Below are 26,114 nucleotides of genomic sequence, written 5' to 3'. Positions count from 1 at the left end.
ATAGCATCACAAGACATGTGCACCGTGTGCAAGCACCGTATAACTCCGTGTTGCTTGCCAGTTGCGGCCGGAAGCGCCCGCGCACAGGGCACAGCGGTGCCCGGGCAGGAGCGGCGGAACAGGTGTTTCGGCGGGGCGGGGCGGGGGCCTCAGTTGACGAGCGAGGTCATGAATCGGCCGACGCCCTGCGCGGCACTGGAGATGCCCTCGAAACCTATCTGGACCAGATCTGCCGCGCGTTCGGGGGACGTGATGATCGTGTACAGCACGAAGACGACAAGCACATAGCCCGCGAGCTTCTTCGTCTGCGCCATCGCGCTGCCCCTCCCCCGGGCGTCGATCCCCCGGGCGTTCGATCATCGACACCCTGTACACCTGTGCGGCGGTGTGAGTGTAGCGGGAACGGTGCGGGGCCAGCAGGCGAAAGAGACTCCTGGGCTCGCCACCGGACCTGCGGGGAGGCCTTCGGACGGCGCGAGGGGGCGCGGGGCCGACGGGCTCAGGAGCTGGGCGGAGGGCGGAGGGGACGGCCGTGAGCAGGCTCCGGAGCTGGGCGGAGGGCGGAGGGGGAGGCCGCGAGCGGGCTCAGGAGAGGCACGGCGGGACGGACTCGGAAAGGGGCCAGGGCGCCCAAGAGAGGGCCGGGGAGGTCCAGGAGGGGGCCGGGAAGGGCTCGGCGGGGCTCAGGGGAGGAGGACGGTCTTGCCCCGGGCGCCGCCCGCCCGGTTGCGCGCCACCGCGCCGGGCGCCTGGTCGAGCGGGACCTCGGTCTCGATGGGGACTGTCAGCGGGCCGCTGTCGATCTCCTCGCCGAGCCGTTCCAGCAGCTCGGCGGAGGCCGCGATGTGGTAGTTGATGCCCTCGATGCCGCGCCCGTACAGCGCCTCCACCGACGCCGCGTCCAACGTGGAGACGGCCACCCCGCCGTCCCGTACCAGCGCGGCGTGCCGGGCGAACTCCTCCGGCGAGGCCGACCCGAGATCCACCAGCGCGTCCACGCCGCGCGGATACTCCTCCCGTACGGCGTCCGCCAAGTCCCGTTCCCGTACGTCGACGGTCAGGGCCGCGCCGAAGGCCGCCATCCGGGGCTGGTCGTGCCCGTGCGTGGCGGCCACCACGCGCAGCCCGCGGGCGGCGGCGAGCTGGGTGAGGAACGTACCGACGCCGCCGGCGGCGCCGATGATCAGCAGGCTCTCGTACGAGCGCAGCGCGGCCGAGTCCATGATCCCGAGCGCCGCCATCCCCGCCGTGGGAGCCCCCGCCGCGGCGGTCAGCGGGATGGAGGCGGGGGCGCGGGCGATGCTGCCCGCCTCGTTCACGACCACGTACTCCGCGTACGTCCCGCGGCCCACCGGCTCACTCACCACGTGCCCGAACACCTGCTCGCCCGAGGTGAACCGGTACGTCTCCGCACCGCCGCCCTCCACGACACCCGCGAAGTCCACCCCCATCACCAGCGGGAAGTCGTACGGAACCAGGTCCTCCAGCATGCCCTCGGCGATCTTCCAGTCCAGCGGATTCAGACCCGCGGCCACCACCCGTACCAGCACCTCGCCCTCGCCCGGCTCAGGCTGCCGCGCCTGCAGGACCTCGGGCCGCCCGTTCCTCTCCCGCACACCGACAGCACGCATGCACCCGCGCCTCCCTGCTCCCCCCTGGGACCAGCGGACGCTCTCAACGTACGACAGCACGCGGCCATCCGCAGATCGCCCGCCCACCCCGCACCCGAACTGGACCGGGCCCAGCCGAATGCAACCGAATACGGCCGAATACCTGGCGGCCGGAGGAACGCCGGGAGCAGGGTTCGAAACGCCCGGAAGCAGGGCCCGCATAAGCAGGCCCTGCCCGAGGCCAAACCTGTCCCGACGCGTAACCGAAGGATTAGCCATGGCGTCGCAAGGAGTACAAAAAACAGCGCGAACAATGCTAGTCTGCGAGCAACAGCACAATTGCTGCCGGTCCCCATGGCGCGGACCCCGCACCTCCGGCGCAAACGAAGAGCGGGGCCGCGGACGAGGATCGACGGTGGGCTCACTCCAGGCCGCGAGTGGGCCCATCAACTCGTACGGGAGCTACCACAACTGCTCCGTCCGGACGGCGTAATACACTGCCTGGAAGAAGCCGGCGATTGCTCGCGCGAGATCTGCGAATCGCTGCAACGTCGTCCTCGCCGGCTCAGACTTGCAGCCCGCACCGGCCATTCTCCTCACCCCCTCTCAAATGGGAGGTTGAGATGACGATACAGCAACGCACAAGCGCATCCCGGAGAAAAACGCGGTTATTGTTTCGCTATTGTTTTGCCTGACTTCGCTGCCGCCTTTTCATCCAGCCGGTCGGCCGAACAGCGTGCTCGGACAGGGTCTTGGGACAGGTCTCGGTGCGGGTCCGGGCAGGCGCGGGATTGCCGACAGGCCGACAGGCCGACAGGAAATGCTTCCTCTTCGCGATTGTGCCGACGTCAGGTCCTGATAACACGACTCGCCGAGGAAGCCTCCTGGCGCGCGGAAGCGGTCCGCTCGGAGGGCGTGGCCTGCTCAGGGCTCGTGGCCTGCTCAGGGCCCGTGGTCTGCTCGGGACTCGTGGTCTGCTCGGCGGCTGCGGGTCGCTCCAGGGTCTCGGCACGCTGTGGCGTCGCACTTCGCGTGGTGTCCGACGCCTGCTTGGCGGTGTGTCGACGGGCCTTGGCCCGGTTGCCGCACACCCGCATCGAGCACCAGCGGCGACTGCGGTTCTTGGACACGTCCCAGAACACCCAGGCGCAGGAGTGTTCCGCACAGCGCTTGAGCCGACCGGCCTCCCCGGCGAGGGCCAGTTCGCTCCAGGCGATTGCGAGGTGGGCGAGAGCCTTCCTGGTCGGCGGCAAGTCCGGGGCGGGAGAGAGGACGCCGTCGCGCGAGTCCTGTCCTCCCCCGCCCCGGACCGAGATGAGCACGGGCAGCTCGCGCAGCGCCTCGTCGGCCCTCGCGAGGAGCGCGGCGTCCGCGGTGTCGCCGACGTTGATCCCCAGTTCCTCCCGGATGCCGGTACGCAGCCGCAGGCAGAGGGTGTGGTCGTCGGGGCCGATCCGGCGGTTGCGGTCGAGCAGCCCCTGAGCGACGAGCCAGGTGGCCAGCCCGCTCGCCGTCTCCAACTCGTCGGTGCCGAGCTCCACGTCGACGGTGTTGGCGAAGGCTTCGATCAGTTGGGCCGAAGCCGGCGCTTCGCGCATGGGGGCACCTCCTGTGAAGGGCGCCAGCCTACACCCTGCTAACCGGCTAACGGTTTTACCGGTAGAAGAATCGCCCCTCCTGTGCCAGACTCCCGTTCGACGTAACCGGCAAAGCGCGATAGAGGGTTAGGGGAGCCGATGAGTGACCAGGCGCTCGGAACGGCGGAACCATCGGCGACAGCGGGGCCCACGGCGGAGCACGAACCTCCTGCAGAGCCTGTCGCGGAGTCCGCCGCAGAGGCTGATGCCGAACCGGTCACGCCGTCGGCCGCGCGGTACGGCACACGGAACACCGTCGTCCTCCTGGTCTTCACCGCGATCACCAACCTCGCGGACGGCGTCACAAAGATCGCGCTACCGCTTCTCGCCACCCGGGCCTCCGGCTCCCCGGCTCAGGTCTCGGCGGTGTCGCTGGCTCTGTCCCTGCCCTGGCTGCTGGCGGCCCTCCATGTCGGGGTCCTGGTCGACCGGGTGGACCGCCGCCGCCTGCTGTGGGCGGCGGACGGCCTGCGGCTGCTGGCCCTTGGCGCGCTGATCCAGGCCGCGGCGGCCGACAGCGTCGGCATCGCGGTGCTCTGTACCGTCGGCGCGGTACTGGGCGTCGCCGAAGTGGTCGCGCTGACCGCGGCCTCGGCGCTGATCCCGGCCCTGACACCGCCGGAGGGCCGGGAGCGGGCGAACGCGTGGATCGCCGGGGCGGAAACCGTCTGCAACGAGTTCTGCGGCCCGTTCGTCGGAGGGCTCCTCCTCGCAGCCGGCGCCGGTGTCGCCCTGGGCGTGACCTGGGTGTCGTACCTGGCCGCCTCGTTCCTTCTGCTGCTGCTCGTCGGCCGCTTCCGTGCCGCACGGGACAGCGCCGAGACGGCCGCGCGAGGGAGCACGCCGAGGCGCGGCAGTCCTGGCAACACCCCTGAGGGCGCTCCCGGCAACACCCCTGAGGGCGCACCCGACAGCGGCCCCGAGAGCGTCAACAAGCAGCTCGTCGGAGGACTGCGCTATCTGTGGCGGCATGTGCTGCTGCGCACCATGGCCCTGATTCTGACCGTCCTGTGTGCCTGTTGGGGCGCCTGGCTGGCACTCATGCCGCTCTACGCCACCGACGTCATAGGGGTGAGTTCGGCGGAGTACGGAGCGATCCTGAGCGCCCTGGGCATCGGAGGGCTGTTCGGTGCTCTCGCCGTCTCCTGGGGCAACCGGCTCTTCGGCCGTCGCCGGGTGATGTTCGCCGACCTGATCGGTACCTTCGCGATGATGGCCGTACCGGCGCTGACCACCGACGTCCGGGCCGTCGCTGCCGCTGCCTTCGTCGGCGGCATGGGCGGCACGCTGTGGACGGTCAACTCGCGCACCATCGGGCAGCACCTCGTGCCCGACAGCATGCTCGGCCGGTACAACGCCGTGAGCCGCCTCTTCAGCTGGGGCGCCATGCCCATCGGCGCCGGCGTCATGGGCCTGCTGGCCGAATGGCTGGGCATCCGTCTCGCGTTCGCGGCCTTCGCCGCGTCGGTCGCCCTCACGGTCCTGCCGTTCCTCCGAGTCCTGACGCGTTCGACGTTGGCGCGAGCTTTCGCCGAGAAGCGCGCGTAAGGCGGCAGACCGGAGGCGGCCCCGGGCGCCGACCACCGAAAGGGCCCCTACGGCGAAGGGCAGGCCGGACCCCGTGCGGGGCCCTGCCCTTCGTCCTTCCAGTTCACCGGTGGTAGCGGTGAGCCGGGCTGGTGACTGGACAGCCACCTTCCGGCGTCGAGGTGATCTCGCCACACGCATGTCCGGCAGCCTGGCCTCCGACGCCTCCGACGCCTCCGACGCCTCCGACGCCTCCGACGCCTCCGACGCCTCCGACGCCTCCGACGCCTCCGACGCCTCCGACGCCTCCGACGCCTCCGACGCCTCCGACCTAGCCGACGTACCCGACGCCTCCGACGCACCCGATACATCCGGCGTGACCGAGGCCCGGCGGTATCGGCTCCGAGCCGTCACTCGATGGCGGAGGCGGTGTCACCGAGGGTTTCCAGTACCTGCCGGAGGCCCTCGGCCGTCTTCTCGACCAGGTCGCGGTCCACGCCGGCGAGGAGTTGCGCGTAGTTCGCCAGATGGTCGGCGAAGGCGGCCCGGGTGACCTCGTGTCCGTACTCGGTGAGGCAGATCTTGACGCTGCGCCGGTCGTCACCTTCGCGCACCCGCTCGACCAGTCCCTTGGCCTCCATCTTGTCGATGCGGTTGGTGATGGCGCCGGAGGTCACCATGGATGCCTTGAGTAGGGACCCGGCGGTGAGGGTGTAGGGAGGCCCGGAGCGCTGGAGCGTGGTGAGTACGTCGAACTCGCCGTGCTCCACTCCGTGCGCGGCGGCCGTGGCCTTGGCGGACTTGTCGATCACACGGGCCAGCCGCTGGACCCGCGCGAGGAGTTCCACCGGCCAGAGGTCCTCCTGCACCTCGGGGCGCTCCTTGACCCACTGGCTGATGATCGCGTCCACGACATCGCTCATCTCTTCCACTCCCCTCAACGTGTGTCTTCTCAACGTTAAAGCACTTGACGTTGAGAGAGTCGGTCTGCTGTTATTTCAACGTTGAGATTGTCAAGGTTGAAATACATGGGGGCCCTCGATGACCCAGCTCGCCCTTCACCCCGCTGCGCAGACACCTTCCGCCGCTGCCGTGCAGCCAGCACGCCAAGTTCCCGCCGCGTGGCTGGCGTTGCTGGCCACTCCGGTTGCCGCGAGCGCGAACGGCCCGGTCCTGATCCTTTCGGACATGGCCGGTTCCCTCGGCATCCGTACGGCCTCGGCAACCTGGCTCGTCACGGTCTTCGCCTGGGCCCTGGCCGTCAGCACCCCGCTGATGGCGGGCCTGCTGCGTCGTCGTGGGCTGCACAGCGCACTCCGGTTGAGCGCGATCCTGGTCGTGGCCGGCACCGCGATCGTCGCCGTGGCGCCCTGGCTGCCGCTGGCCATGGTGGGCCGGGCAGCCCAGGCGATGGGCGGCGCGGGCCTGATCACTGCGGCGATGAGCCTGGCGGTCTCGGTCCGCCGGATGGGGGTGATCACGGCGGGCTTCGGGACGCTGGGCGCGGCAGGACCGCTGCTCGGTTCGGCGATCGCCGACCTCGTCTCCTGGCGGGCGTCCCTCGCCGTCGGAGCGGTCGCGCTGTTCGCCCTTCCGGCGGTCATGCGTCGAGCCGTCCCACCCGCGCCGCAGCAGAGCACCCCCTTCGACAGCCGGGGTGCCGCCCTGCTGGCTGCGCTGGCAACAGCCCTGATGTTCGTCCCGCTCTACCCGCTCCCGGCGGTGACCGCCTCCATGGTGACGGCCGCGCTGCTGGCCCTGCACATCCGATCCGAGCCCGTGGGCTTCGTCCCGTCCTCGCTGCTGCGCACCCGGACGTTCGTCCTCTCCGCCCTGCTCGCGTGCGTCCTCGCGACGTCGTACTTCACGTTGCTCTTCGCCGTTCCGCAACTGCTGGACGACCGCACGGGCTGGTCGGCCTCCGCGATCGGCACCGGCCAGCTGGCCGCCCTCCTCGCGGGCTCGGCGCTCTCCATGATGCTGGCCGCGGCCTCGGCCCGGATGAGCCGCCCGCGCGTACTGACGATTCTGCTCACGGCCGGAGCGCTGGCGCCGCTCACCGCCCTTCTGACTCCCTGGGCGCCGCTGCTCCTGCTGGTCGCGACGCTGGCCTCGTTCGCGGCGAGTGCGGGTCAGGCGACGCTCGCGGTAGTGGCCACTCAGGCCGCGCCGACCACCCAGCGCGCCACAGCGATCGGCCTCTTCACCCTCTGCTACCAGCTGGGCGGCGCCTTCGGCCCGGCGATAGCAGCCCTGATCACACTGGGCGGCTGAACGCCGGCCACGACCCGACCCCAACTGCGCACACATGCACCCAAAGCCAAAGATCAAAAGACCACTCGCGATACCAGGAGCGTCATCATGAACGAGGAGACACCCACCATGTCCGCGACCAACACTCCGCCCGCAGCGGTGCTGACCCGCCATGCCGAAGCCGAGACCTGCGCCGACCCGAGCAGCGTGATAACTCTTCTTGCCGATTCGGACAGCCCCGCAGGCGGCTTCACGAGCTACCGCTCCACCTTCGCGCAGGGCGGGGCAGGAGCCCCGGCCCACTTCCACACCCGGGCGTCGGAGCTGTTCTTCGTGATCAGCGGGGCTCTGCAGGTTCTGGTGGGCGAGGAAGTCACCATCCTGAGGGAAGGCGACTTCCTCGCGGTGCCGCCCCACACCCCGCACGCCTTCGCGGCCGCCCCGGGCTGCGAAGCGGATGTCCTGTTCGTCTTCACCCCCGGCATGGGCAGGTTCGACTACCTGCGCCTGCTCGGCCGGGTGATGCGTGGCGAGGCGGACCCGAAGGAGATCGCCGAGTCGTCGGAACACTTCGACAACCACTATGTCGACAGCCCCGCCTGGCGTGCTGCCCTGGAGAGTTCCGCGTGACCGCCCCCACGACCCGGCTTCGGATCGCCCGTTCCCAGAAGAGGGGAACCACGCGAGCGGTCGGGACGCTCGGATGACACTGCCGCGCAGGCAAGGGCCCTCTCACTGACCGGCCCACCCTGAGAGGCCGGACCAGGCGCGAAGGGCCGAGACGCCGAGACGCAGCACGAAGGGCCGGACCCGCGCGGGGTCCGGCCCTTCATCTGTCCTGCTCACAGCGGTAGCGGTGGGATTTGAACCCACGGAGGAGTTGCCCCCTCACTCGCTTTCGAGGTCTGTTCGGGGTGGTGAGGGGGTTGTACGGGGTCGTTCAGGTGGGTCCAGAACGCGCGGGGGACGGTTCGTGTGAACCCGAGCGGACGGCGTTGGACGCCCGTGAATGAGACCCAAACTGAGACCCTGCGCGGGCGACACTGACGCTCGCTCAGCCGAAGGCTTCGGCTGACAGAAGGGGGCCGCCACCCTCATGTCCCCTCTCAACGAGCTCAGGGCGGGGAGCATCGCCGTCCTCGTCCATCAACCGGGCTCCGCGGCTGTCAGCGATACGGAGCGCGTTACTCAGGGCGGTCACGGTGTCCCGAAGCGCCTGGAGGGCACTGTCCGCTTCCCCGCCCTCTGCTTCCTCGTCCTCCGGTGTGACCGCGTCGAGAAGCTGGACGGCGCGCTTGAGGGCTCGGTCCCCGTTGATGAGGTGGGTGTCTTCCACTGCATTGGCGTACAGAGAGAGGGGAGACCCGGGGTTGCCGTTCAGGTAGCAGGGCTTCCCCGTTTCGGTGGCCCACGGGAGAAGACGCAACTCCGGCGACGAGGGCATGGGCACTGCGTCGCGGTCGTAGATCAGCATGTGGAGTCCTTCCACCCTTCTACTGTGCGGAAGACGACCAGCGTGGTGCTGGGCGTGATGGTGAGGGCCTCGCCGCTCTGGAAACCGATGCGCTTCGCGCCACCAGTGATGTGCCGAAGGTCCGCCACGGCCATCGAGCACCCACCGACCTGGATCACGTCGCCGGTCTTCAGTTCGCCGGCGCCTACCTCGATAGCGACCTGCTGCGCGGAGCGGGCTCGGAGCGGCTTGTCCTGTGGGGCTCGGATCTGGGTGGGCTGGAGGTGGCACGCACAGTCGCAGGCTTCGAACGTCACGCCGGGATGGCCTTTGCGGGCGTGGGCATGGCGGCAGGCTCCGTGTCGACCCAGGTGACAGTCAGTGGAGCGATAGCTCATGGGCGTTCACCGCCGACGGCCTCAGCGCCCTGGAGGGTGCGGGCTTCGTGGGCGAGGAAGAACGGCCGAACGAGAGGGCCGTCAGTAGCTGGGACGAGGAGCGGGCGCCAGGCGTCCGGGCAGTGGAAGCGACTGCCCGGGGAGATGATGCAGGGACGACGCCGAGCCGGGAGCTTCCGGACTTCGTCCACCTGGGCGGGTGGTGTGCGGCGGCTCGGTCGGTGGCATAGCAGTGTGAGCAATGCTCGGAGGTAGGGGCGCACGACGCAGCTCCTTACGGCTGCGGATCCGTGCCCCGCTTGGTCGGCGAGGCCGGATCCTCGGAGAGGACGAGGGCCCACGCGACGGTGGAAGCACCGTCGGTGCGGAGCCCGAACTGGTCGCCTTGCTCCAACGCAGCCAGGAGCGCCGTCCAGTGGGCAGCACTGGGCCCAACGGGCGGGGTCACTTCGACCCGAAAGCCAGCGCGGCCCCGCCTGATGCGCGGTTTGAGGCCGATGGCGGAGAGCCGAGCTGCGATCGAACGCGCTCGTACAACGGGTTGAGGCATGACGATCCTCCGCCACCGCTCGGTCACGTGGAGTAAAGCTAGTTAACTAGGTTAGAGCTAGTGGACTAGATTTTCCACATGCCTGAGCAGCCGCCCTATCTCCGCATCGCCGACCTGTTCCGGCAGCGCATCGCTGACGGCGACTGGTCACCCGGCGACCGGCTCCCTTCCCGCGCCACGCTCGGCGCCGAGTACGGCGTAGGCGACAACGTCATCCGCAGAGCTCAAGAGCTGCTGATCTCTCAGGGACTGCTGGAGGGGCGCGCTGGCTCCGGCACGTACGTCGCGGAGCCTCGCCGGCGCATGCGCATGGTCCGCTCGCTCAGCCGCGAGCGCCGCGGCGGCTCACCGTTCCGCGCAGACATGGCCGCTCTCGGCCGGAACGGCACGTGGGAGCACCACACGGACGCGAAGGTGCCAGCGCCGGCCGACATCGCGGCTCGCCTCGGCATCAACGAGGGTGATCTCTGCGTACGCACCCGGTACGAATTCCTGTCCGACAGCAAGCCAGTTCAGCTGTCGACCAGTTGGGAGCCGTTTACTCTGACGAGTGGCACGATCGTCGTCCTCCCTGAGGGAGGCCCCTACGCCAGCCGTGGCGTTGTGGAGCGCATGGCAGCGATCGACATCCACATCAGTCATGCGGTCGAACAGCCCGAGCCCGGCCACGCCACAGCAGAAGAGGCCCAACTCCTCGGCCTCCAGCGAGGATCACTGGTCACACGCATCCAGCGCACGTACTACGAAGCCGAAGGACGCCCGGTCGAAACGGCCGACATCATCATCCCGGCAGCACATGCGGAGATCGTCTACGAAGTGCAAATCCGTCCGGAGGGGTAAGGGACCACCCCGCAGGTCCGCCAGAGGGCTGGGCACTGCCACGACAGCGTGCGATGAACGAGCGGGTACGCCCACCGCGCCCCTCCACTCCAGGCATGCGCGCCACCTATCGGCTCCGGTCGCCAGACAGGGGCTGGCCTGAACAGGAACGACATGCTTGCTACTGATCGCTCTAGTTCGGTTTGGTAGCTCTAGGCGGAGCACTCGTCGCACCGCAGTGGCGCTGAGGTCTGTTGGGCGGTATCCTGCAACGTTCATCGCCGCGAGGGGGGCGCAGTAGGACCATGCCAGTAGTCACGCCTGCCGATCTACTGTTGCTTCATATTTCAACCAGTAAAAGCGCAGTGATATCTGCGATTCCTACAGGTGGAGGCAGATATCCATTTCCCATAGTGCAGTTGATGCAACAGGTGGTTGTGGATCGCTTACTACTAGCTGGTGAGCATCTAAGGGCAGGCGATCACCTCCTCTTCAGTGCGCAATATAGATCGGCGATCAGTCGCCACTACTACGCTATGTATCACGCTGCCAGAGCGATCGTATATGCCGAAAATCGGGGCGACGATTACGAACGCCACAACGTGCTCTCTCGGAATCTTCCGTCACGCCTCTCGGATTCAGCAACTAGGGAAAGTGAATTGACGGATGCACGCTTGTTGCGTAATCAGGCTGATTATGATGCGTATCCGCTGAATGAGACTGAGTGGGAAAACGATGCACGCAGTCTCGCAATAACCGCCGCCAGCTTTCTCCAGTGCTGTGAATCGTTCGCCTCAACGAATGGGTATATCTGATGTCGAGTATCAAATGTGAATCCTTGATCTCAAGCGCCCTCGAAGAAGCGGACATTTCGATCATTCGAGTGGATGAAAGGACATTTCCTGGTGAGAAATGGTTCGTGGTCTGGGTTGATGAACAGTCTTTGGTAACTGCCCAAAGTCTGGCCGGCTCCATCGAGCAAGCCTTGAATGACGCATCAGACGTCGCCAATCAGTCTGTGGCCGTAACCTTTAGGGCTCACAGGACTGAAGAGAAAAAAGTGGCCGAGGTAGAGCCCGAAACCCCTCTCTCGGGCGCGAAAATGGATCAACTCATTCAGTTGTTGGAGGCAAGGTCTCGCACATCGGATGCGCTTCCGAGTCTCAAATACATGGAGGACCCTAGGGCCAGTCTCGCAGCCGTCGGTGCATCAAGGCATCATCTCGTCTACGGTCGACGAGGGGTGGGGAAAACCGCGCTACTTCTCGAAGCGAAACGAAGTGCTGAAAGGGAAGGACACGTTACAGCCTGGACCAACGCTCATACGCTGCGGCGGCTTGACGTTGCCAGTGCTTTCATGTCCATTGCTGAAGTAGCTCTGAATTCCTTGATTCAACATGCTGGTTCTTCGCAAGGGGAATCCTTTGCGCGGCTCAAGGAATCCAATTCTCGCCTAGTGCAGTTGCGCAAAGAGAGTGCTGTGTCCGACTCGGCTCTCGGCGAGATAATCGCGGATCTAAATCAGGCGCTTCGTGTCGTTCTGCGGGAAGGTCTTGTCTGTCTCTACTTGTACATCGATGACTTCTACCTTTTTCCGCAGGACGCGCAGCCCCATTTGCTGGATTGTGTCGCTGGCATGCTGCGCGATTGCAATGGGTGGATTAAGTTGGCCAGCATCGAGAGGCTGACTCGACCATTTGAGCCATCATCAAGGATTGGTATCGAGGTGCCTCACGACGCATCAAAGATTGACCTTGACGTTACTCTTGAAGATCCTGGGTCTACTCAGCGATTCCTTGAATCGGTCTTGTCCAATTACACGGCAACTGCGGGTTTGGCGAGGCCATCCAGCATCGCGAAGACGGCCGCCCTGGGGAGGTTGGTTCTCGCTTCAGGTGGTGTGCCGCGAGATTATTTGAATCTCTTCGCCTCCTCAATCGTGGCTGCGCGTTCCCGCCCAAAGGTGCGTGAGATCGGAAGAGAGGATGTCGCAGAGGCGGCTGGGCGTGCTGCTAGAAGCAAGAGGAGGGATTTGGAGCAGGACGTCTCCTCCGATAATGCAGTCAGTTTGACTACTGCCCTGGATACTCTCGTTGAGGAGGTGCGTGGAGCTGGGTACACGTATTTCAGGATTGATGTTTCCCAAAAGTCTCATAATTTCTATGAGTTGCTGGGTCAGCTTGTTGACCTGAGGTTCGCGCACTTGATTCAAGCGACGCTTTCTGACCAGCACAGGCCAGGGGTGAAGTATGAGGTCTACATCCTTGATCTGAGCCAATATGCTGATGTCCGACTTAAGCGTGGTTTGTCCATTCTTGATCTTAAGGATGGCAAGTGGAGCTATCGGGTAAGCGGAACTGCCGGAAGCCAGAAGCAACTACCCGGAACACTTCTGCGCGACGAATTGCGACGGTCACCTGTTATCGATCTGGAGAGGCTAGCATCGAAAGCGGCTGAACGCGTTGCAAATATCTGAGAGTCTGCTTCCGGTGCCAAGTTCCCTCTATTCTCATGAAACGCTCACTGTTATCGCGTGGCCCGGGGAGCCGGGCTGCACACGGTGAGCGGAGCGAGCCTCCTTGAGGCTGGGAAGGCATTTTTACTTGAGTGGGTCGCCTGAAGTGACTATGTCATCAGCTGATTGCTTGGGTGGTGTGTAAGTCGTGTGAATGTGACCGGATGTGGGGTGGGCTTCACTCCCTCTGCTTGGGCAGGTAGCGAAGGAGTACAACATCCCCGACCGTCCGGGCCTCCGCGAGGGTCATGCGCCGAGTAGTGGCCCACGGGTAATCGGCAGGGTTAAGGAAACGCGGTGCGTCAGTCTGACCGACCACCAGCGGAGCAATCACTAGGTGGATCTCATCGACCAAGTCTTGCGAGAGAAAGGCGGTATGAACGTGACTCCCGCCCTCAACCAGCAGTCGACTGATGCCCCTTTGGCCGAGATCGGTCAGCAGCGCACCGAAGTCCAGTTCTTCGCCCGTTGAGACAACGTCGGCAAGGTTGCCAAGGCGTGCGCGCAGACCCTCCGCCGCAGCGTCCGTCGTGTAGGCGACCTTCTCCCCGCCGTGGTGCCAGAACTTGAGGTCTTCCTTCAGGTCGCCGGACTTCGTCACCGTTACCTTGAGCGGGTACTCCGGCTTCCCCGCGGCCACCCGCGCCGCCCGGCGCTCTTCGCTGTTCACCAGCAGCCGCGGGTTGTCAGCCCGCATCGTGCTGGCGCCGATGAGTATGGCGTCGGAGTCGGCGCGGACCTGGTCGACGCGGTCGAAGTCTTCTTCGTTGCTCAGCAGCAGACGGGTCGGGCTGGTGTCGTCGATGTAGCCGTCGATCGAGGTCGCGACCTTGAGCGTGACGTAGGGGCGGGGCACTGGTATCTCCTCTGGGCCTTGCGGTGTGAAGAATGGCGGTGGGTCACGCCTGCTTGAGTACGGCGTCTCTCATGGCGTCCCGGAACTCATTCACGGGCGTCACGCTATTCCACGGGGCCAGGTCGGTATCCAGGCGAGCCAACTGGCGAGTGATGCGGCCTGAGCCGGTCTCTATGCCGATGCGTAGAGCCTGCATGCCTGCCCGTCCGGCTTCCTCGGCCTCGCCGGCCCCGGCCAGCGCGACGGCCTGGCGGGCGAGGTGGACGCCCCGCTCGCGGTGGTAGTCGGCGGGAAGGTTGGCCAGGGCACGGCCGAAGCCCTCCGCCGCAGCGTGAAAGTCCCCGAGCGTGTTGAGGCTCCGGGCGCGCTGGGCCTCGATGTATGCGGCGTCGAGCCAGACACCCAGGGGCGAACCCGGATCAGGGTCCATGGCTTCGCGCAGCTCGTGTGCGTGCTCGTAGGCGCGCTTGCAGGCGTCGGGGTCGCCCCGCAGCGCGTGCGCGTGTGCGCCGTACGTGGCCGCGACTGCCTCCAGCCGACTGCCCGGAGCCGCGTGCATCTCCGCGGCCTCGGCCACGTCCAGGGCGTCGATCGGGTCATGCATGTCGCCCGCAAGCTGGCTGCGACGCGCCAGGATGAATGTGGTGAGCTGAGGGTCGCCCGTCAGATGTGAGACCTCCAGGGCTTCGCGCATCCAGTGCTGTGCGGCACGGAAGTTCCTCGTGTCCTGATGGAGCCAGCCGGCGAGTTCCGCGTATCGCGCGTGCAGCAGGAGAAGCCGCTTTCGATCTCCGCCGCGTATGTTACGGCGCAGTGCTTTCATGGCCGCGATCTGGCGCTCAACGATCGGAATGCTCTGGTACGGCCCGAAGAGCTTGTCACTGTCGATGAGGACGCGATGCGTGGCTTCCAGATGCTCGATCGCGGTGGGGCCCGACAGCGTTCCCTGCGTCGGTGCGGTAGCGACGGCCGCAGCATCCGGGAGCGCTGCTGAGGCCGCAGTGACACCCAGGGTGCCGAGCAGCGCACGGCGCGAGACCGTCACGAAAATGATCCTTCCGTCGTCGGTTCGAGCGGGGACGGAGATCCCCTCGGACGACGGTGCAGCAGGGTCCGGAGTGTCCTCCAGTAGGACAGAGCCTTGGGACACATCAGGGCTCGGATTGGACACATGGACACGCGACGGTGAGTCCTGGGTGGCCGCTGCCTGGTGGCGCCTGTACATGCGGACCAAGGCGCCTTCAGCGCGGAGTTCGTGGTCGTAGGCCGTCACCAGGTCGGCGGACGCCGCTTGGTCTCCGCGCTCGACTCGGGCCATGTAGCTGGGGCTGTAGTTGATCCGGCCGCTCAGCTTGCCCAGGGAACGGCCGCGGTGCGTGCGCCATGCGCGCATCTCCGCGCCGAGTTCGTGTTGGGGGCCCGCTTCCGGAGTCAGTTTCCTGGGCTTCTGTCCCAACGTCCTTCCCCCTTGTGTCCTTCGTGGCGGCTCCATCAAGGCCACATGGACAGTCTTTTGACGGCTCGCCAGCAGCCGTACAACAGATGCACAAGCAGCACACAGCCTATCGACGCTGAGTGCTCACCGCAGCCAGGAGAGGGGAGGAGAGGAGGTGAGAAACCTACGAGTCGGCACGGTCGGACTGTTGCTCTTCGAGGGCCTGGAGGCGCTCGGCCAACTCTGCAACTTGGGCTTTGAGTTCGGCGAACTGCTCCGCGCTGACAGGGGGCGCCGTGCGACTGTGCGGCGACTCCGGGTCATAGGCGAAACTGCCGCGCCCCGTGGTGAAGATCCACCCTTCATTGCGAAGGGTGCCGAGGGACTTTTGAACCGTCACCGGAACGAAGCCGGATTCTTCGGCCAGCTTCCGTACGGAAGGAAGCTTCTCGCCGGGCGCGATGGTGCCGCTCTTGATCCGTTCCCGCAGGTCATCGGCTAGTTGCTCAAAGGGTGCTCTGGGGTCGTTCTCTGCTCTCGCCACACCCCGAGCCTACCCACCGCTAACACGTACCAGCACGAAAACCGCCTCAAGGGGCTTGCGGGATGTCACGTGACAGCACAACATGTCACGTGTTGGAACCGCCCGAAGGGCCCGGTGAAAGGGGTCCGAAGGAAGCGGCCGTTGTTTGAGAACTCAACAGTGTGTCCAAGCCGAGTGATTTTGGTCCGCGATGCCGCCTGAGCTGCGGCGTCGCGGGTCATGACCGCTCGTCTGTGACGAACGGTCCGCAGCCAGGGCACCCCCTGGTTCCCCGACTCGAAAGGAGAACGATCATGCTGCTCGCCATTGGTGACGTCGTCCGCGACCGCCAGGACGACGCCCTGGGCACGGTCGCCGGCATGGCCTCCGGCGTGGTGCTGCTCCGGCTCAACGACACGGTGCGCCCGGTTCCCTCGACGAACGTCGAGATGGTGGCTCGCGCGGTGAAACCCAGGACTCCCACCGTGGACGTCGCGAACCTCTGCTTCGTCGCACTCGGGCTGATCGTCGGTGTCGTTATGGGAACCGCCGTCGCTCAGCTCGGCGGAGGCGCGTTCCTCGTCTCCTCGGTCACCTTCACCTCTGCCGTGACCGTCATCTCCGCCTTGACCAGCCTCTTTCTGCGTCCTCGGCGCCTTCGCGTCTGACCCGCACGCGATCAGCGGCCAGCGGCGGCACTCCCGACCAAGCAGCGCCCGCCGTGGCTGTCCTCCCTATCCCAACCAGGACAGGAGTCCGGATCATGACCATGAAGACCTTCATCGCCGGCCATGAGGTCGTCACCGAGGACGACGCTCTGGAACTGGCTCTCGGCACACCGCTGGAGCTGTGGCTCGGCGTCGCAGACGAGAGCGCCGAGGAGCGCGCGGCTCGCCTGGACGCAGCGCGCGACATCCTCGCCGAGGAACCCGAGCTGTACGACCGGGTCACGGCCCTCGTCGCCAAGGGCCTGCCATGCGTTCCGGTGCCGCTGTCGGCTCGCTCGGCTGTCAGCTCTGCCGAAGCGCTGCTGGGCGGTGAGGCAGCTTGAGCCCGACTCCTGAACCTCACCGAGTGGTAGGCGCACCGCGGCTCACCACCATGAGCACGAGCCAGATCCGTTCCGCCGAGCGAACGCTGTCGGCCGGAACGTGGAGCATCACCTTCGGCGCGATCCTCTACTCCGTTCTGACCGTCACGCCGCTCGTTCGCAGCGTGACTCCGAACGGCTGGGAGTCGACGGCCCCCGTACTGCCGTTGGTGGTGGACGCCGCAGTCGTGATCGTCGTACGTCTCGACTCCACCGTTGCCCGCCTCGGAGCCTCGGCCGGGCCTTGGCCGACCGTGCTGCGCTGGTTGACCGGCGTCATGACCCTCGCCCTCAACGTCGGCGACTCGGCGCTTCGCGGCGACCTGGTCGGTGTGGCTGTTCACGCAGTCGCGCCCACGCTGCTCATCGTCACCGCCGAGGCGGGACTGGCCTACCGGCGCGCGATCGCAGCCGCGCTTGAACGCATCGATCGTGAACAGCGTGAACAGGCGCAGCGCGAACAGGCTGAGCGTGAAGATCAAGCGCGTCTGGCGCGTGAGGAGCGCGAGCGGGAGCGCGAGGCTGCTGAGCGCCGTGAACGGGAGGCGCGCGAGCACGCAGCCCAGGTGGAGCAGCAGCGCGCCGATCGGGAAGCGGCCGAGCGTCGCGAGCAGCGTGAGCACGAAGAGCGGCTGCGTCGCCTGGACGCGGAACGGGCTGAGCGCGAGCAGCGTGAACAGCGGGAGTTCGAGCTGGCCCGCGAGGAGCGCGAACGGACCGACCGTGAACGTCGTGAACAGCAGCAGCGCCAGCAGCGCCAGCAGCGTGAACAGCGCAAGCACCAGCGCTCCGTTCATGAACGCGCTGAGCACACCGCCCATGAACGCCAGCAGCGCTCCAGCGTGGAGGGCAAGCCGCCGTCGCCGAAGTCCGGCAGAAGGCCCGCAAAGCTGAGCGAGGAGGAGGCCCTGGAGGCCATCCGTACCGCCGACGCGGACGACACCGTACGGGAGCTCGCAGAGCTGACCGGCTGGTCCGTCGGCTGGGTCAGCGCCCGTATGCGCGAACTTCAAACCGTGGCCTGAGAACTGGCCAGAGCAGCCCCTCAATGAGCCCAGGGGTCCGGTCACGAACCGACCAAAGCAGCGGCCGGACCCCTGGCTCCTCCCAACCAGGAAGGAAAAGTCAGTGAACCACGAGGATGAGAACGAGCTGTTCAAGCGGCTCGAATCGGAAATGGCGGGGGAGGAGTCGGGCAGGGTGCTCGACTTCGGCAAGGCCCGATCGGCCCGTGCAGCCTCGGCCGAGGCGGACAGCAACTCTTCGGCCGGCAGCCAAGAGGAGAGCGCCCGCGAGTCGGACGACCGGCCCGTGATGGTGGACCCGCCGAAGGTCTCCGGCCCCGGGCTGATGGAGCGCATCCGGGGAGCGCGGCGCAATGCGCTGCTGCCTGGCTGGCTGCGCTCCAAGCCCGAGTTGCTGGACGCGGCCGGCTGGCTGGTCGGGTACGTCGGCCACACTGCCGCGTATCACGCGATCCGGACGCCCTTCTACGCGGCGAACCTCGCGGTCCGCTCTCCTTTGGGCGCGGCCAAGGTCGTCGGGGGCACGTTGCGGTGGGTCTCCGACACCGAGGGGGAGCCGCTTCGGAAGGCAGCCGCAGCCAGTGAGGACATCGGGGAGTATCTGAAGCTCTCCCGCCAGCGTGACCGGCGCGTGCGCTGGCGCGGCGCTGTCACGGCGCTCTCGCTGCTGGTCGGCCTTCCGGCTGCACTCGCCTGCTACGTCCTGGCTCCGACCGGGCTGCTGGCCCTCTCGGGCACAGCGCTGGTACTCATTCTCGGCCGAGTAGGGGCGCCCGCTGACAAGCCGATCATCTCGCAGGCGGTTGTGCCCACGCATGTGGAGCGGCTGACCTCCCCGATGATCGAGCGCGCACTGGGCGCGCTGGGCATCGCCGAGATCAACAAGGCGCTCGGCAAGGGCGGGGAGGGCGTCACCTTCCCGCACCCGATCCGGCAGGACGGCCCCGGGTGGCGCGCGGATGTCGACCTGCCGTACGGGGTGACGGTGGCCGACATCCTCGACCGCCGCGAACGCCTCGCCTCCGGACTGCGCCGACCGCTGGGCTGTGTGTGGCCCGAGCCGGTACCGGACGAGCACGCCGGACGCATGATGCTGTGGGTCGGACATCAGGCTCTCAACAAGGGCAAGCCCAACCCCGGACCGCTGCTCAACAGCGGGACACTCTCGCTGTTCAAGCCCGTTCCGTTCGGCACCGACCAGCGCGGCCGAGGCGTCGACCTGACGCTGATGTACGACAACGTCCTCATCGGCGCCATGCCGGGCATGGGCAAGACCTTCGCACTGCGCAACTTGCTGCTGGCCGCCGCGCTGGACGTGCGTGCCGAGCTGCTGGTGTGGGAGCTGAAGGGAACCGGCGACCTGGCGCCCCTGGCCAGGGTCGCGGCCGACTACGGCAGCGGTCCGGATGACGCCACGGGCGCCGCTGCTCTGGAGTCCTTGCGCTACGTCTACCGGGACTTGGAGCGTCGGGCGAAGGTCATCGCCTCACTGCCCAAGGACAAGTGCCCGGAGAACAAGGTCACCGCCGAACTGGCCAACAACAAGAGCCTGGGCCTGCACCCGCTCGTCCTGGCCATCGACGAGTGCCAAGAGCTCTTCACGCACGAGAAGTACCGCAAGGAAGCAGCGAACCTGTGCACGGCCATCATCAAGCGCGGCCGCGCTCTGGGCGTCATCCTGCTGTTGGCCACACAGCGCCCGGACAAGGACTCACTTCCCACGGCCATCAGCGCCAACGTCGGCACCCGCTTCTGCCTGCGCGTGATGGGGCAGACGGAGAACGACATGATCCTCGGCACCTCGATGTACAAGCGGGGTATCCAGGCCAGCACCTTCACCAAGTCCGACCTGGGTATCGGCTACCTCGTCGGCGCCGTCGACGAGCCGCAGATCGTACGCGGCAACTACCTCGACAACCCCCAGGCCGACAGCGTCTGTGAGCGCGCCCGCCAAGCGCGCATCAAGGCAGGCACCCTCAGCGGCCTGGCCGCCGGCGAGGAGCCCCAGCGCGAGGGGCGCAACGAGACACTGCTGGCCGACATCCTGGCCGTCATCCCGCCCAAGGAAGCCAAGGTGTGGAACGAGACGCTCATCGAGCGCCTGGCCGAACTGCGCCCCGACACCTATGAGGGCTGGGGCGCCGAACAGTTGACCGCCGCGCTCAAGCCGTTCGGCATCGAGACAACCCAGATCGGCTGCCGCATCGACGGCAAGGTCGTCAACCGGCGCGGCATCGTCCGCGCCGACCTCGCCCGCATCGCTGCGGAGCGTGACGAGAAGCGCGACGCCGGATGAGCGCCCGGGGCCGCTGACGCTAGCAGCGCTGATCGCTAACGTTAGCGGCCCCGCTAGCGCCCCATCACCCACCTGATCAGGCCGCTAGCGGAAAGCGGCCCTCTCCTCGCACGCCCGGAAACCCGCCCAGGGAGGGCTCCATGACCGATGTCCTGGCCGCTATACCCGGCCTACTCGTCCTCACACTGTGTTACGCCGCGCTGTGCGCGATCTCGCCGTTCGGCACCTGTCGCAAGTGCCGAGGCTTCGGCTTCCACCTCAAGACCAACCGACGTGGCCAGCTCCGGCGCGGCAAGGACTGCCGCCGCTGCGACGGCCACGGCAAGCGCATCCGCCTCGGCCGCTGGCTCTACAACCGCGCCACCCGACTCCACGACCAAGGCACCCGCTGACCCGAGAAAGGCCCTGCTGCCATGACCCTCACGGTTTCCGTCGTGCTCGTCCTCGGCGTCCTCGTCGCCGTCGCGCTGAAGTTCCGCGCCATCGGCGTCGGCGCCTTCATCCTCGTCGCGCTCTTCGGCTTCAGCCTCTCCAGCACCGACGCGGCGCCCACCATCAGCCAGTTCATCGGCGCCCTCAGCGACGTCGTGGCCGGCATCGGCAACTGAGCAGAAGGGAGAACCCTTTGAACGCCATATCGCCACGCCAGGAGCGCATCTCACTCATGGCCGCCGGTGAACTGCGCGACGCCTTCACCGCCCTCGAACGCGGCGACCGAGGAACCGCGGTCGCCAGCCTCATGGCCATCGACCCCGACTCCTGGCGAGCCATCGAACACCGCCTCACCACCCTCGGCGGAAGCGTCGCCGACCTGATCAGAGCACTCGAACCCCAGCAGTAGGCCAACCGAGGAGGCGAAGTGATCCCCGATCCGCATGCCGCAAGGTGTCCGTCCCCCGATACCGCGTACGGACACGCACCCCGCATCAGCCGAGAGCTCTCATGGGTTGCGGGCGCAGTGGCCGACAAGAAATTCGGCGTACCGGTGGGGCGCGAATTCTGGCTCCGGAAGGCTGCTCTACTCGACCGCGTCGCTCTTGCCGAGGTCGACACGTATGCGCCCGAGGTCGCTGCCGCAGCAGTCGAGACGGCGGAAGAGGCGGCCGGACGGCTCGCCGACTTCGACCACACCCACTACACGACGCGCGGCCCCATCAAGCCGCTGCTGAACCCGCCCGGCCGGTCGTACCGGCCGTACGTCCGCCAGGAGTATCTGGCCTGGCTCAAGGTCCGTACCGACTCCTAGCTGCGCCCGGAGGCGGCGGCACTCCCGACCAAGGTCGCCCGCCGCCTCCGGTCTCCCTATCCCAACCAGGAACCAGGAGGGCACCAGCATGCCATCTGAGCCCGTCGACGTGCCGTACAGCAATGTGCGCGCTCTCTTCGATCAGTCCGAAAGCAGCGGCCCCCCGAGCGACGTGGAAGCCGAGGCCGCAGTGCTCGGCGCGATGATGCTCCGCGCCGAGGTCATCACCGAGGTGACCGGGACCCTGAGCCCGGAGGACTACTACCGGCCCGCTCACGAGACGATCCACCGCGCCATCCTCGCCCAGCACGACGAGGGACGGCCGGTAGACCCGATCACCCTCACTCACCACCTGGACCGCCTCGGCGAGCTGCGTCGCGTCGGTGGCCCCGGCTACGTTCAGTCCCTCGTCCAAGCAGTGCCCACAGCCGCGAACGCCGGATACTACGCCGAGATCGTTCACGAGCTGGCCGAGCGGCGCCGCCTCATCGAGGCCGGTACGCGCCTCGTGCAAGCCGCATCCACCCCGGACGCCTCAGCGGCCGAGGTACGGGAAGCACTCGCCCTCAGCGACGAGAAACGGCCGGACACCTGGCAGGAACCCATCCCCCTCAACACCCGCCCGACGCTCCCGCCCTTCCCGCTGCACACCTTCCCCGACTGGCTGCGCGACTTCGCCGCCGGCATTGCCGAGGAGACGCAGACACCCGTCGATATGGCCGGCTCCCTGGCCCTCTCCGTTCTGGCGACGGCCGCCGGTGGCCGCAGTGCCGTGCAGGTGCGTGGCCGGTGGCACGAACCGACCAACCTGTACGTGGTCGTCGCGCTCCCGCCCGCCAACCGCAAGAGCGCCGTGTTCTCCGCGATGACCGGACCGCTCTACGAAGCGGAGAAGTCGCTGGCCGATGAGATGGCCGGGCGCATCGTTGAGGCCGAGTTGACGCGGAAGATGGCTCAAGAGGCAGCCGACAAGGCCGCCGCCCGCGCGGCGGCGGCCGAGGGCCCTGAGCGTGACTCGCTCGTCGCCGAGGCAATCGGCCTGGCGCAGCAAGCCGAAGGGCTCACCGTGCCCGCACGGCCCCGGCTGCTGGCCGACGACTCCACGCCGGAAACGGTCACTTCCCTCATGGCCGAGCAGGGCGGGCGCCTGGCCGTCATGTCGGCCGAGGGCGGCATCTTCGACATCATCGCCGGCCGCTACTCCGGCACCCCCAACATGGAAGTCTTTTTGAAGGGGCACGCGGGAGACCGGTTGCGCGTCGACCGCCGCTCCCGCGAGGAGTCCATCGAGGCCCCGGCGCTGACCATGGGCCTGGCAGTGCAGCCGACCGTTCTGGAGGACATCGGCAAGCACCGCGGATTCGACGGTCGCGGCCTCCTGGCCCGCTTCCTCTACTCCATGCCGGAATCCCTGGTCGGCTACCGGAACAGCGACCCCGACCCGGTGTCGGCTGCTGTCGCTGCCCGCTACGAGCGCAACATCGTCGCCCTGACGCTCTCCCTGGCGGACTGGACGGACCCGGCTGCACTTCAGCTCACCTCGGTCGCTGACAAGGCGCTGAAGAGCTACCAGGAGGAACTGGAAATCCAGCTCAGGCCCAAGGGCGGCAAGCTGGGCCACCTCCAGAAATGGGCGGGCAAGCTGGTCGGCGCCGTCGCCCGCATCGCCGGACTGCTGCACCTAGCCGCGCACCTGCACGACGGGTACGGCAAGCCGATCGATGACGCCACCATGCTGGCTGCCATCGAGATCGGCGAGTACTTCGCGGACCACGCCCTGAACGTCTTCGACCTCATGGGCGCGGACGCGGCCCAGTCGCGGGCTCGGACTCTGCTGGAGGTGCTTGCCGCGAACGGCTGGGAGACGGTCAGCCGACGCGACCTGTTCGCCAAGCTCTCCCGCTCCGAGTTCCCCACGGTCGCCGAGATGGAGCCGGCCATCGCTCTTCTGGAAGAGCACGGCTACCTGCGCACCCACACACCGCCCCGGAACGGCAAGCGTGGCCGTCCACCGGCCCCGCGCTATCTCGTCCACCCCCAGGTGAGGGAGGGGCTGGCATGACCACACGCACAGCCACCCGCGCCGCCGCTCGGCCGCACAAACCGCAAAAACAACAAAAACCCCACGCCATGCACGCTGACCAGCAGCGCAGCACCCTCGGCACCACGTCGGGCCAGCCGCCGCAGAAAGCAGCGGAACCGCCGCACAAATGCCCGTGCGTGGCTGACGTCAGCCCGGAGGGCCTGGCCGCCCCGTATTTCTGCGGCAAACCCCGCACTTTCTGCGGCGCCGACCCTGACAACCACAACACCCCAGGTCAGCAGTCAAGTTCGCGGGTTTCTGCGGATTCTGCGGTTTCTGCGACGGACCGGCGTACTTCCAGGGCTGAAGGTAGCACCGTGCAGCACGTCTTGAGCGCCCACGATCCCGGCGAGACCGACCCCACCCTCGCACTGCTCTCGGTTGAAGAGGCAGCTCGCCGACTCGGCATCGGCCGGACCGTCTGTTACCGGCTCATCAGTTCCGGAGAGCTTGAGTCGGTCACGGTCGGCCGTCTCCGTCGCGTTCCCGCAGACGCTGTGCCCGAATACGTCGCACGGCTCCGCACGACCGCCCGTACCGCTGCCTGAAGGGGGAGAACACCATGGGAGACGAGAAGAACCGCCGCACCCGCCAGCCCAACGGCCGTTCCTCCATCTACCGGGGGAAGGACGGGAAGTGGCACGGCCGCGTCACTGTCGGCGTACGTGACGACGGGAAGCCCGACCGGCGGCATGTCGAGCGCAAGACGCGTGCTGAGGTCACGGAGGCCGTCCAGAAACTGGAGAAGCAGCGCGACTCCAACACCGTGCGGAAGGCCGGTAGGGCCTGGACTGTCGAGAGCTGGCTCATGCACTGGGTGGAGAACATCGCGCCGCTCGGTGTCGGTGAGAACACCATGGTCGGTTACGGCGTCGCCGTACGCATTCACCTCGTACCCGGCCTCGGAGCGCACCGGTTGGACAAGCTCAGCCCGGAACACATCGAGCGCTTCTACGCCAAGATGCAGGCCAACGGAAGCAAGCCCGCCACGGCCCACCAGGTGCACCGAACGTTCCGTACTGCGCTGAACGAGGCCGTCCGACGCGGCCACCTCGGCAAGAATCCGGTGAGCCTCGCCAAGGCCCCTCGCGTCAACGAGGAAGAGATCGAGCCGTACACGGTGGAGGAGGTCCGCCGCATCCTCCGTGCGGCAGAGAACCGCCGGAACTCAGCGCGCTGGGCCGTCGCCCTGGCGCTGGGGCTACGGCAGGGGGAGGCGCTGGGCCTCCAGTGGACGGACGTGGACCTGTCCAACGGTGTCCTGTGGGTCCGCCGCAGTCGGCGACGTCCCCGCTACGCCCACGGCTGCGGCGACACGTGCGGCAGGAAGGCCGGCTACTGCCCTCAGCGTCGCCGGACCAACCCGGAGACGGCTGACACGAAGTCGCGTGCCGGTCGACGCGCCGTAGGGCTGCCTCCACAGCTTGTGGAGCTGCTACGCGCCCACCGGGTGAAGCAGGACGCCGAACGGGCGTCGGCAGGAGCCGACTGGCACGACGAGGGCTGGCTGTTCGCCACGCCGACCGGTCGCGGTACGTCCACCCGAATCGATTACGACGAGTGGAAGGAGCTGCTACGAGACGCGAAGGTCCGAGACGGCCGCCTGCACGACGCGCGCCACACCGCCGCGACGGTGCTGCTGATCCTCGGCGTACCGGAGCGAGCCGTCATGGGCCTCATGGGCTGGTCCTCGACCTCGATGGCCGCGAGGTACCAGCACATGGTCGACACGGTCCGCGACGGTATCGCTGCCCAGGTCGACGGGCTCATTTGGGAGACCGAACGGGCTCACTAACGGTCGTCAACTCCGCGTGTCGCGAGATGGCCCGCGCTGGGTGGGAGCTCATCTTGGGGACTCCAGGCCGGGCAGCGGGCCATTTTGCGTTCGGCTGGGAGAGGCAATCCTGTGGGGATGGATGGAGGCGTAGCAGCCGTGATCGCGGCTGGGATGGGTTTGGTGGGTGCGGTCCTAGGCGCGGCGGTGGGTGGACTGGCTGCGGTACACGGTGCTCGGGTCGCTGCCGAGACCGCCGCCCGTGCGACAGAGCAACAAGTACGTGATCAAGCAGAGGTTGGACACCATCAGTGGCTACATCAACAACGATTGGAGGCAATGCACCGGCTCTACTCGTCGTATGACCAGTACGTAGATGCTGTCACCGCTATGAAGAGCCTGTTAGACGGGGACGTCTCTGCGTCTGAGCGTGTCCGGGAGCATCAGATTGGTCCGGCTGTCGATGCAGTGGAGCGGGGCTACTCGCGGGTCAAGCTTGTCGGCCCCGATGACGTTTCTGCGGCGGCGCAAAGACTTCGGGACGTGGTCCGTGATCATGCTGATGCTGTCATCGAGTGGCGCCGCCGCTTCCTGCAAATGGATCTGGAGAGGCCCGAACAGGAGACGTCCGAACAGCGGAGGCTCCGTCATCAGCGTCAACGGACTAGTCGTGATCGCATGAGGGTGGCCCGGGAGCGAGCTGAGGAACTTGCACCTGCTACGGGCGTCACTCTCAACGCGTTCGGCGAAGCGGCACGAGACGCACTGCTGCGCGGCCCGCGTCCGGGTATCGCCTCGGTGGACAACTGAGACGGAAACTGAGACGGAGCACGGCGAAGGGGCTGGCCCGTGTAGGCCAGCCCCTTCATTCGTCCTGCTCAGAAGCGGTAGCGGTGGGATTTGAACCCACGGAGGAGTTGCCCCCTCACTCGCTTTCGAGGCGAGCTCCTTCGGCCGCTCGGACACGCTACCGAGAGGAACTCTAGCTCAAGGAGGGCCCGGGATCGAAATCGGTATCGGGGTC

25 protein-coding genes, 1 tRNA gene and 2 pseudogenes are annotated in these 26,114 nt (G+C 67.1%); 17 read left to right on the top strand and 11 right to left on the bottom strand.

Annotated features, from left to right (window positions below; all coding sequences use genetic code 11):
• Positions 1-149: 149 nt before the first annotated feature.
• The 3 genes and pseudogenes from KBY19_RS00135 to KBY19_RS00125 form a co-directional block, all read right to left on the bottom strand.
• On the bottom strand, positions 150-314 hold the full coding sequence (locus KBY19_RS00135) for a hypothetical protein (RefSeq protein WP_180289686.1): 165 nt from the start codon (positions 312-314) through the stop codon (positions 150-152).
• A gap of 369 nt (positions 315-683) precedes the next feature.
• The gene (locus tag KBY19_RS00130; protein ID WP_210964850.1) at positions 684-1,631 is read right to left on the bottom strand and encodes an NADP-dependent oxidoreductase; all 948 of its coding nucleotides are present in this window, start codon (positions 1,629-1,631) and stop codon (positions 684-686) included.
• A gap of 1,025 nt (positions 1,632-2,656) precedes the next feature.
• Positions 2,657-3,208, bottom strand: a pseudogene (locus KBY19_RS00125) (CGNR zinc finger domain-containing protein); the annotation flags it as partial.
• A 138-nt stretch (positions 3,209-3,346) separates the two neighbouring features.
• Between KBY19_RS00125 and KBY19_RS00120 the strand changes: the two are divergent.
• The gene (locus KBY19_RS00120) at positions 3,347-4,795 is read left to right on the top strand and encodes an MFS transporter (protein WP_210964849.1); all 1,449 of its coding nucleotides are present in this window, start codon (positions 3,347-3,349) and stop codon (positions 4,793-4,795) included.
• A 389-nt stretch (positions 4,796-5,184) separates the two neighbouring features.
• On the opposite strand, the gene KBY19_RS00115 is transcribed toward KBY19_RS00120, so the two are convergent.
• The gene (locus KBY19_RS00115) at positions 5,185-5,697 is read right to left on the bottom strand and encodes a MarR family winged helix-turn-helix transcriptional regulator (protein WP_210964848.1); all 513 of its coding nucleotides are present in this window, start codon (positions 5,695-5,697) and stop codon (positions 5,185-5,187) included.
• Positions 5,698-5,815: 118 nt separating this feature from the next.
• Between KBY19_RS00115 and KBY19_RS00110 the strand changes: the two genes are divergently transcribed.
• Positions 5,816-7,048 carry an MFS transporter gene (locus tag KBY19_RS00110; protein WP_210964847.1) on the top strand — a complete coding sequence of 411 codons (1,233 nt, stop codon included), beginning with the start codon at positions 5,816-5,818 and terminating at the stop codon, positions 7,046-7,048.
• An 87-nt stretch (positions 7,049-7,135) separates the two neighbouring features.
• The gene (locus KBY19_RS00105) at positions 7,136-7,657 is read left to right on the top strand and encodes a cupin domain-containing protein (RefSeq protein WP_210957321.1); all 522 of its coding nucleotides are present in this window, start codon (positions 7,136-7,138) and stop codon (positions 7,655-7,657) included.
• Between the two features lie 424 nt (positions 7,658-8,081).
• On the opposite strand, the gene KBY19_RS00100 is transcribed toward KBY19_RS00105, so the two are convergent.
• Positions 8,082-8,501, bottom strand: coding sequence for a hypothetical protein (locus KBY19_RS00100; protein ID WP_210964846.1), 420 nt, complete (start codon positions 8,499-8,501; stop codon positions 8,082-8,084).
• On the bottom strand, positions 8,495-8,797 hold the full coding sequence (locus tag KBY19_RS00095) for a hypothetical protein (protein WP_210964845.1): 303 nt from the start codon (positions 8,795-8,797) through the stop codon (positions 8,495-8,497). Before KBY19_RS00095 ends, KBY19_RS00100 begins: the two co-directional genes overlap by 7 nt.
• A gap of 709 nt (positions 8,798-9,506) precedes the next feature.
• Between KBY19_RS00095 and KBY19_RS00090 the strand changes: the two genes are divergently transcribed.
• From KBY19_RS00090 to KBY19_RS00080, 3 genes are all read left to right on the top strand, one after another.
• Complete coding sequence (locus tag KBY19_RS00090) at positions 9,507-10,268, top strand: GntR family transcriptional regulator (RefSeq protein ID WP_210964844.1); 762 nt, start codon at positions 9,507-9,509, stop codon at positions 10,266-10,268.
• Positions 10,269-10,552: 284 nt separating this feature from the next.
• Positions 10,553-11,062 (top strand): HEPN domain-containing protein, encoded by a 510-nt coding sequence (locus KBY19_RS00085; protein ID WP_210964843.1) that lies wholly within the window; start codon positions 10,553-10,555, stop codon positions 11,060-11,062.
• A gap of 23 nt (positions 11,063-11,085) precedes the next feature.
• Positions 11,086-12,723: an ATP-binding protein gene (locus tag KBY19_RS00080; protein ID WP_210964842.1), complete on the top strand. Its 1,638-nt coding sequence runs from the start codon at positions 11,086-11,088 to the stop codon at positions 12,721-12,723.
• Between the two features lie 217 nt (positions 12,724-12,940).
• Here KBY19_RS00080 and KBY19_RS00075 read toward each other — a convergent pair whose 3' ends face one another.
• The 4 genes and pseudogenes from KBY19_RS00075 to KBY19_RS00065 all read right to left on the bottom strand — a co-directional run bounded on the left by KBY19_RS00075 (position 12,941) and on the right by KBY19_RS00065 (position 15,597).
• On the bottom strand, positions 12,941-13,618 hold the full coding sequence (locus KBY19_RS00075) for a dihydrofolate reductase family protein (protein ID WP_210964841.1): 678 nt from the start codon (positions 13,616-13,618) through the stop codon (positions 12,941-12,943).
• Positions 13,619-13,661: 43 nt separating this feature from the next.
• On the bottom strand, positions 13,662-14,663 hold the full coding sequence (locus KBY19_RS00070; RefSeq protein ID WP_247690446.1) for a DNA-binding protein: 1,002 nt from the start codon (positions 14,661-14,663) through the stop codon (positions 13,662-13,664).
• Positions 14,664-14,858: 195 nt separating this feature from the next.
• Positions 14,859-15,110 (bottom strand): annotated as a pseudogene (locus tag KBY19_RS37690) (helix-turn-helix domain-containing protein); the annotation flags it as partial.
• Between the two features lie 127 nt (positions 15,111-15,237).
• Positions 15,238-15,597 (bottom strand): GntR family transcriptional regulator, encoded by a 360-nt coding sequence (locus KBY19_RS00065; protein WP_210964839.1) that lies wholly within the window; start codon positions 15,595-15,597, stop codon positions 15,238-15,240.
• 293 nt (positions 15,598-15,890) lie between these two features.
• On the opposite strand from KBY19_RS00065, the gene KBY19_RS00060 reads away from it, so the two are divergent.
• From KBY19_RS00060 to KBY19_RS00010, 11 genes are all read left to right on the top strand, one after another.
• Complete coding sequence (locus KBY19_RS00060; RefSeq protein ID WP_210964838.1) at positions 15,891-16,244, top strand: hypothetical protein; 354 nt, start codon at positions 15,891-15,893, stop codon at positions 16,242-16,244.
• Between the two features lie 95 nt (positions 16,245-16,339).
• On the top strand, positions 16,340-16,627 hold the full coding sequence (locus KBY19_RS00055) for a hypothetical protein (RefSeq protein WP_210964837.1): 288 nt from the start codon (positions 16,340-16,342) through the stop codon (positions 16,625-16,627).
• A 50-nt stretch (positions 16,628-16,677) separates the two neighbouring features.
• Positions 16,678-17,691 carry a DUF2637 domain-containing protein gene (locus KBY19_RS00050; protein WP_210964836.1) on the top strand — a complete coding sequence of 338 codons (1,014 nt, stop codon included), beginning with the start codon at positions 16,678-16,680 and terminating at the stop codon, positions 17,689-17,691.
• Positions 17,692-17,794: 103 nt separating this feature from the next.
• Complete coding sequence (locus KBY19_RS00045; RefSeq protein WP_210964835.1) at positions 17,795-19,987, top strand: FtsK/SpoIIIE domain-containing protein; 2,193 nt, start codon at positions 17,795-17,797, stop codon at positions 19,985-19,987.
• A gap of 140 nt (positions 19,988-20,127) precedes the next feature.
• On the top strand, positions 20,128-20,379 hold the full coding sequence (locus tag KBY19_RS00040) for a hypothetical protein (protein ID WP_210964834.1): 252 nt from the start codon (positions 20,128-20,130) through the stop codon (positions 20,377-20,379).
• Between the two features lie 21 nt (positions 20,380-20,400).
• Entirely contained in the window at positions 20,401-20,595 is a 195-nt protein-coding gene (locus KBY19_RS00035; RefSeq protein WP_210964833.1) for a hypothetical protein, read from the top strand.
• Between the two features lie 17 nt (positions 20,596-20,612).
• Entirely contained in the window at positions 20,613-20,828 is a 216-nt protein-coding gene (locus KBY19_RS00030; RefSeq protein WP_210964832.1) for a hypothetical protein, read from the top strand.
• Positions 20,829-20,945: 117 nt separating this feature from the next.
• Complete coding sequence (locus tag KBY19_RS00025; RefSeq protein WP_210964831.1) at positions 20,946-21,233, top strand: hypothetical protein; 288 nt, start codon at positions 20,946-20,948, stop codon at positions 21,231-21,233.
• A gap of 88 nt (positions 21,234-21,321) precedes the next feature.
• Complete coding sequence (locus KBY19_RS00020) at positions 21,322-23,295, top strand: YfjI family protein (protein ID WP_210964830.1); 1,974 nt, start codon at positions 21,322-21,324, stop codon at positions 23,293-23,295.
• Between the two features lie 350 nt (positions 23,296-23,645).
• Positions 23,646-23,864: an excisionase family DNA-binding protein gene (locus tag KBY19_RS00015; RefSeq protein ID WP_210964927.1), complete on the top strand. Its 219-nt coding sequence runs from the start codon at positions 23,646-23,648 to the stop codon at positions 23,862-23,864.
• A gap of 14 nt (positions 23,865-23,878) precedes the next feature.
• Positions 23,879-25,111 (top strand): site-specific integrase, encoded by a 1,233-nt coding sequence (locus tag KBY19_RS00010; protein ID WP_210964829.1) that lies wholly within the window; start codon positions 23,879-23,881, stop codon positions 25,109-25,111.
• An 864-nt stretch (positions 25,112-25,975) separates the two neighbouring features.
• On the opposite strand, the gene KBY19_RS00005 is transcribed toward KBY19_RS00010, so the two are convergent.
• Positions 25,976-26,062, bottom strand: a tRNA-Ser gene (locus KBY19_RS00005).
• Positions 26,063-26,114 lie beyond the last annotated feature (52 nt).

Origin of the sequence: Streptomyces sp. B15, assembly GCF_018070605.1 — a bacterium.
Taxonomy (GTDB): Bacteria; Actinomycetota; Actinomycetes; order Streptomycetales; family Streptomycetaceae; genus Streptomyces; species Streptomyces smyrnaeus.
This window is presented reverse-complemented; position numbering and strand designations above follow the sequence as displayed.

Excerpts from the sequence above, each read along its gene's own strand:
- KBY19_RS00020 (WP_210964830.1), top strand. The coding sequence starts at position 21,322 with ATGCCATCTGAGCCCGTCGACGTGCCGTACAGCAATGTGCGCGCTCTC.
- KBY19_RS00010 (WP_210964829.1), top strand. The coding sequence starts at position 23,879 with ATGGGAGACGAGAAGAACCGCCGCACCCGCCAGCCCAACGGCCGTTCC.
- KBY19_RS00035 (WP_210964833.1), top strand. The coding sequence starts at position 20,401 with ATGACCCTCACGGTTTCCGTCGTGCTCGTCCTCGGCGTCCTCGTCGCC.
- KBY19_RS00110 (WP_210964847.1), top strand. The coding sequence starts at position 5,816 with ATGACCCAGCTCGCCCTTCACCCCGCTGCGCAGACACCTTCCGCCGCT.
- KBY19_RS00115 (WP_210964848.1), bottom strand. The coding sequence starts at position 5,697 with ATGAGCGATGTCGTGGACGCGATCATCAGCCAGTGGGTCAAGGAGCGC.
- KBY19_RS00085 (WP_210964843.1), top strand. The coding sequence starts at position 10,553 with ATGCCAGTAGTCACGCCTGCCGATCTACTGTTGCTTCATATTTCAACC.
- KBY19_RS00120 (WP_210964849.1), top strand. The coding sequence starts at position 3,347 with ATGAGTGACCAGGCGCTCGGAACGGCGGAACCATCGGCGACAGCGGGG.
- KBY19_RS00135 (WP_180289686.1), bottom strand. The coding sequence starts at position 314 with ATGGCGCAGACGAAGAAGCTCGCGGGCTATGTGCTTGTCGTCTTCGTG.
- KBY19_RS00130 (WP_210964850.1), bottom strand. The coding sequence starts at position 1,631 with ATGCGTGCTGTCGGTGTGCGGGAGAGGAACGGGCGGCCCGAGGTCCTG.
- KBY19_RS00090 (WP_210964844.1), top strand. The coding sequence starts at position 9,507 with ATGCCTGAGCAGCCGCCCTATCTCCGCATCGCCGACCTGTTCCGGCAG.
- KBY19_RS00100 (WP_210964846.1), bottom strand. The coding sequence starts at position 8,501 with ATGCTGATCTACGACCGCGACGCAGTGCCCATGCCCTCGTCGCCGGAG.
- KBY19_RS00050 (WP_210964836.1), top strand. The coding sequence starts at position 16,678 with ATGAGCACGAGCCAGATCCGTTCCGCCGAGCGAACGCTGTCGGCCGGA.
- KBY19_RS00105 (WP_210957321.1), top strand. The coding sequence starts at position 7,136 with ATGAACGAGGAGACACCCACCATGTCCGCGACCAACACTCCGCCCGCA.
- KBY19_RS00055 (WP_210964837.1), top strand. The coding sequence starts at position 16,340 with ATGACCATGAAGACCTTCATCGCCGGCCATGAGGTCGTCACCGAGGAC.
- KBY19_RS00060 (WP_210964838.1), top strand. The coding sequence starts at position 15,891 with ATGCTGCTCGCCATTGGTGACGTCGTCCGCGACCGCCAGGACGACGCC.
- KBY19_RS00040 (WP_210964834.1), top strand. The coding sequence starts at position 20,128 with ATGACCGATGTCCTGGCCGCTATACCCGGCCTACTCGTCCTCACACTG.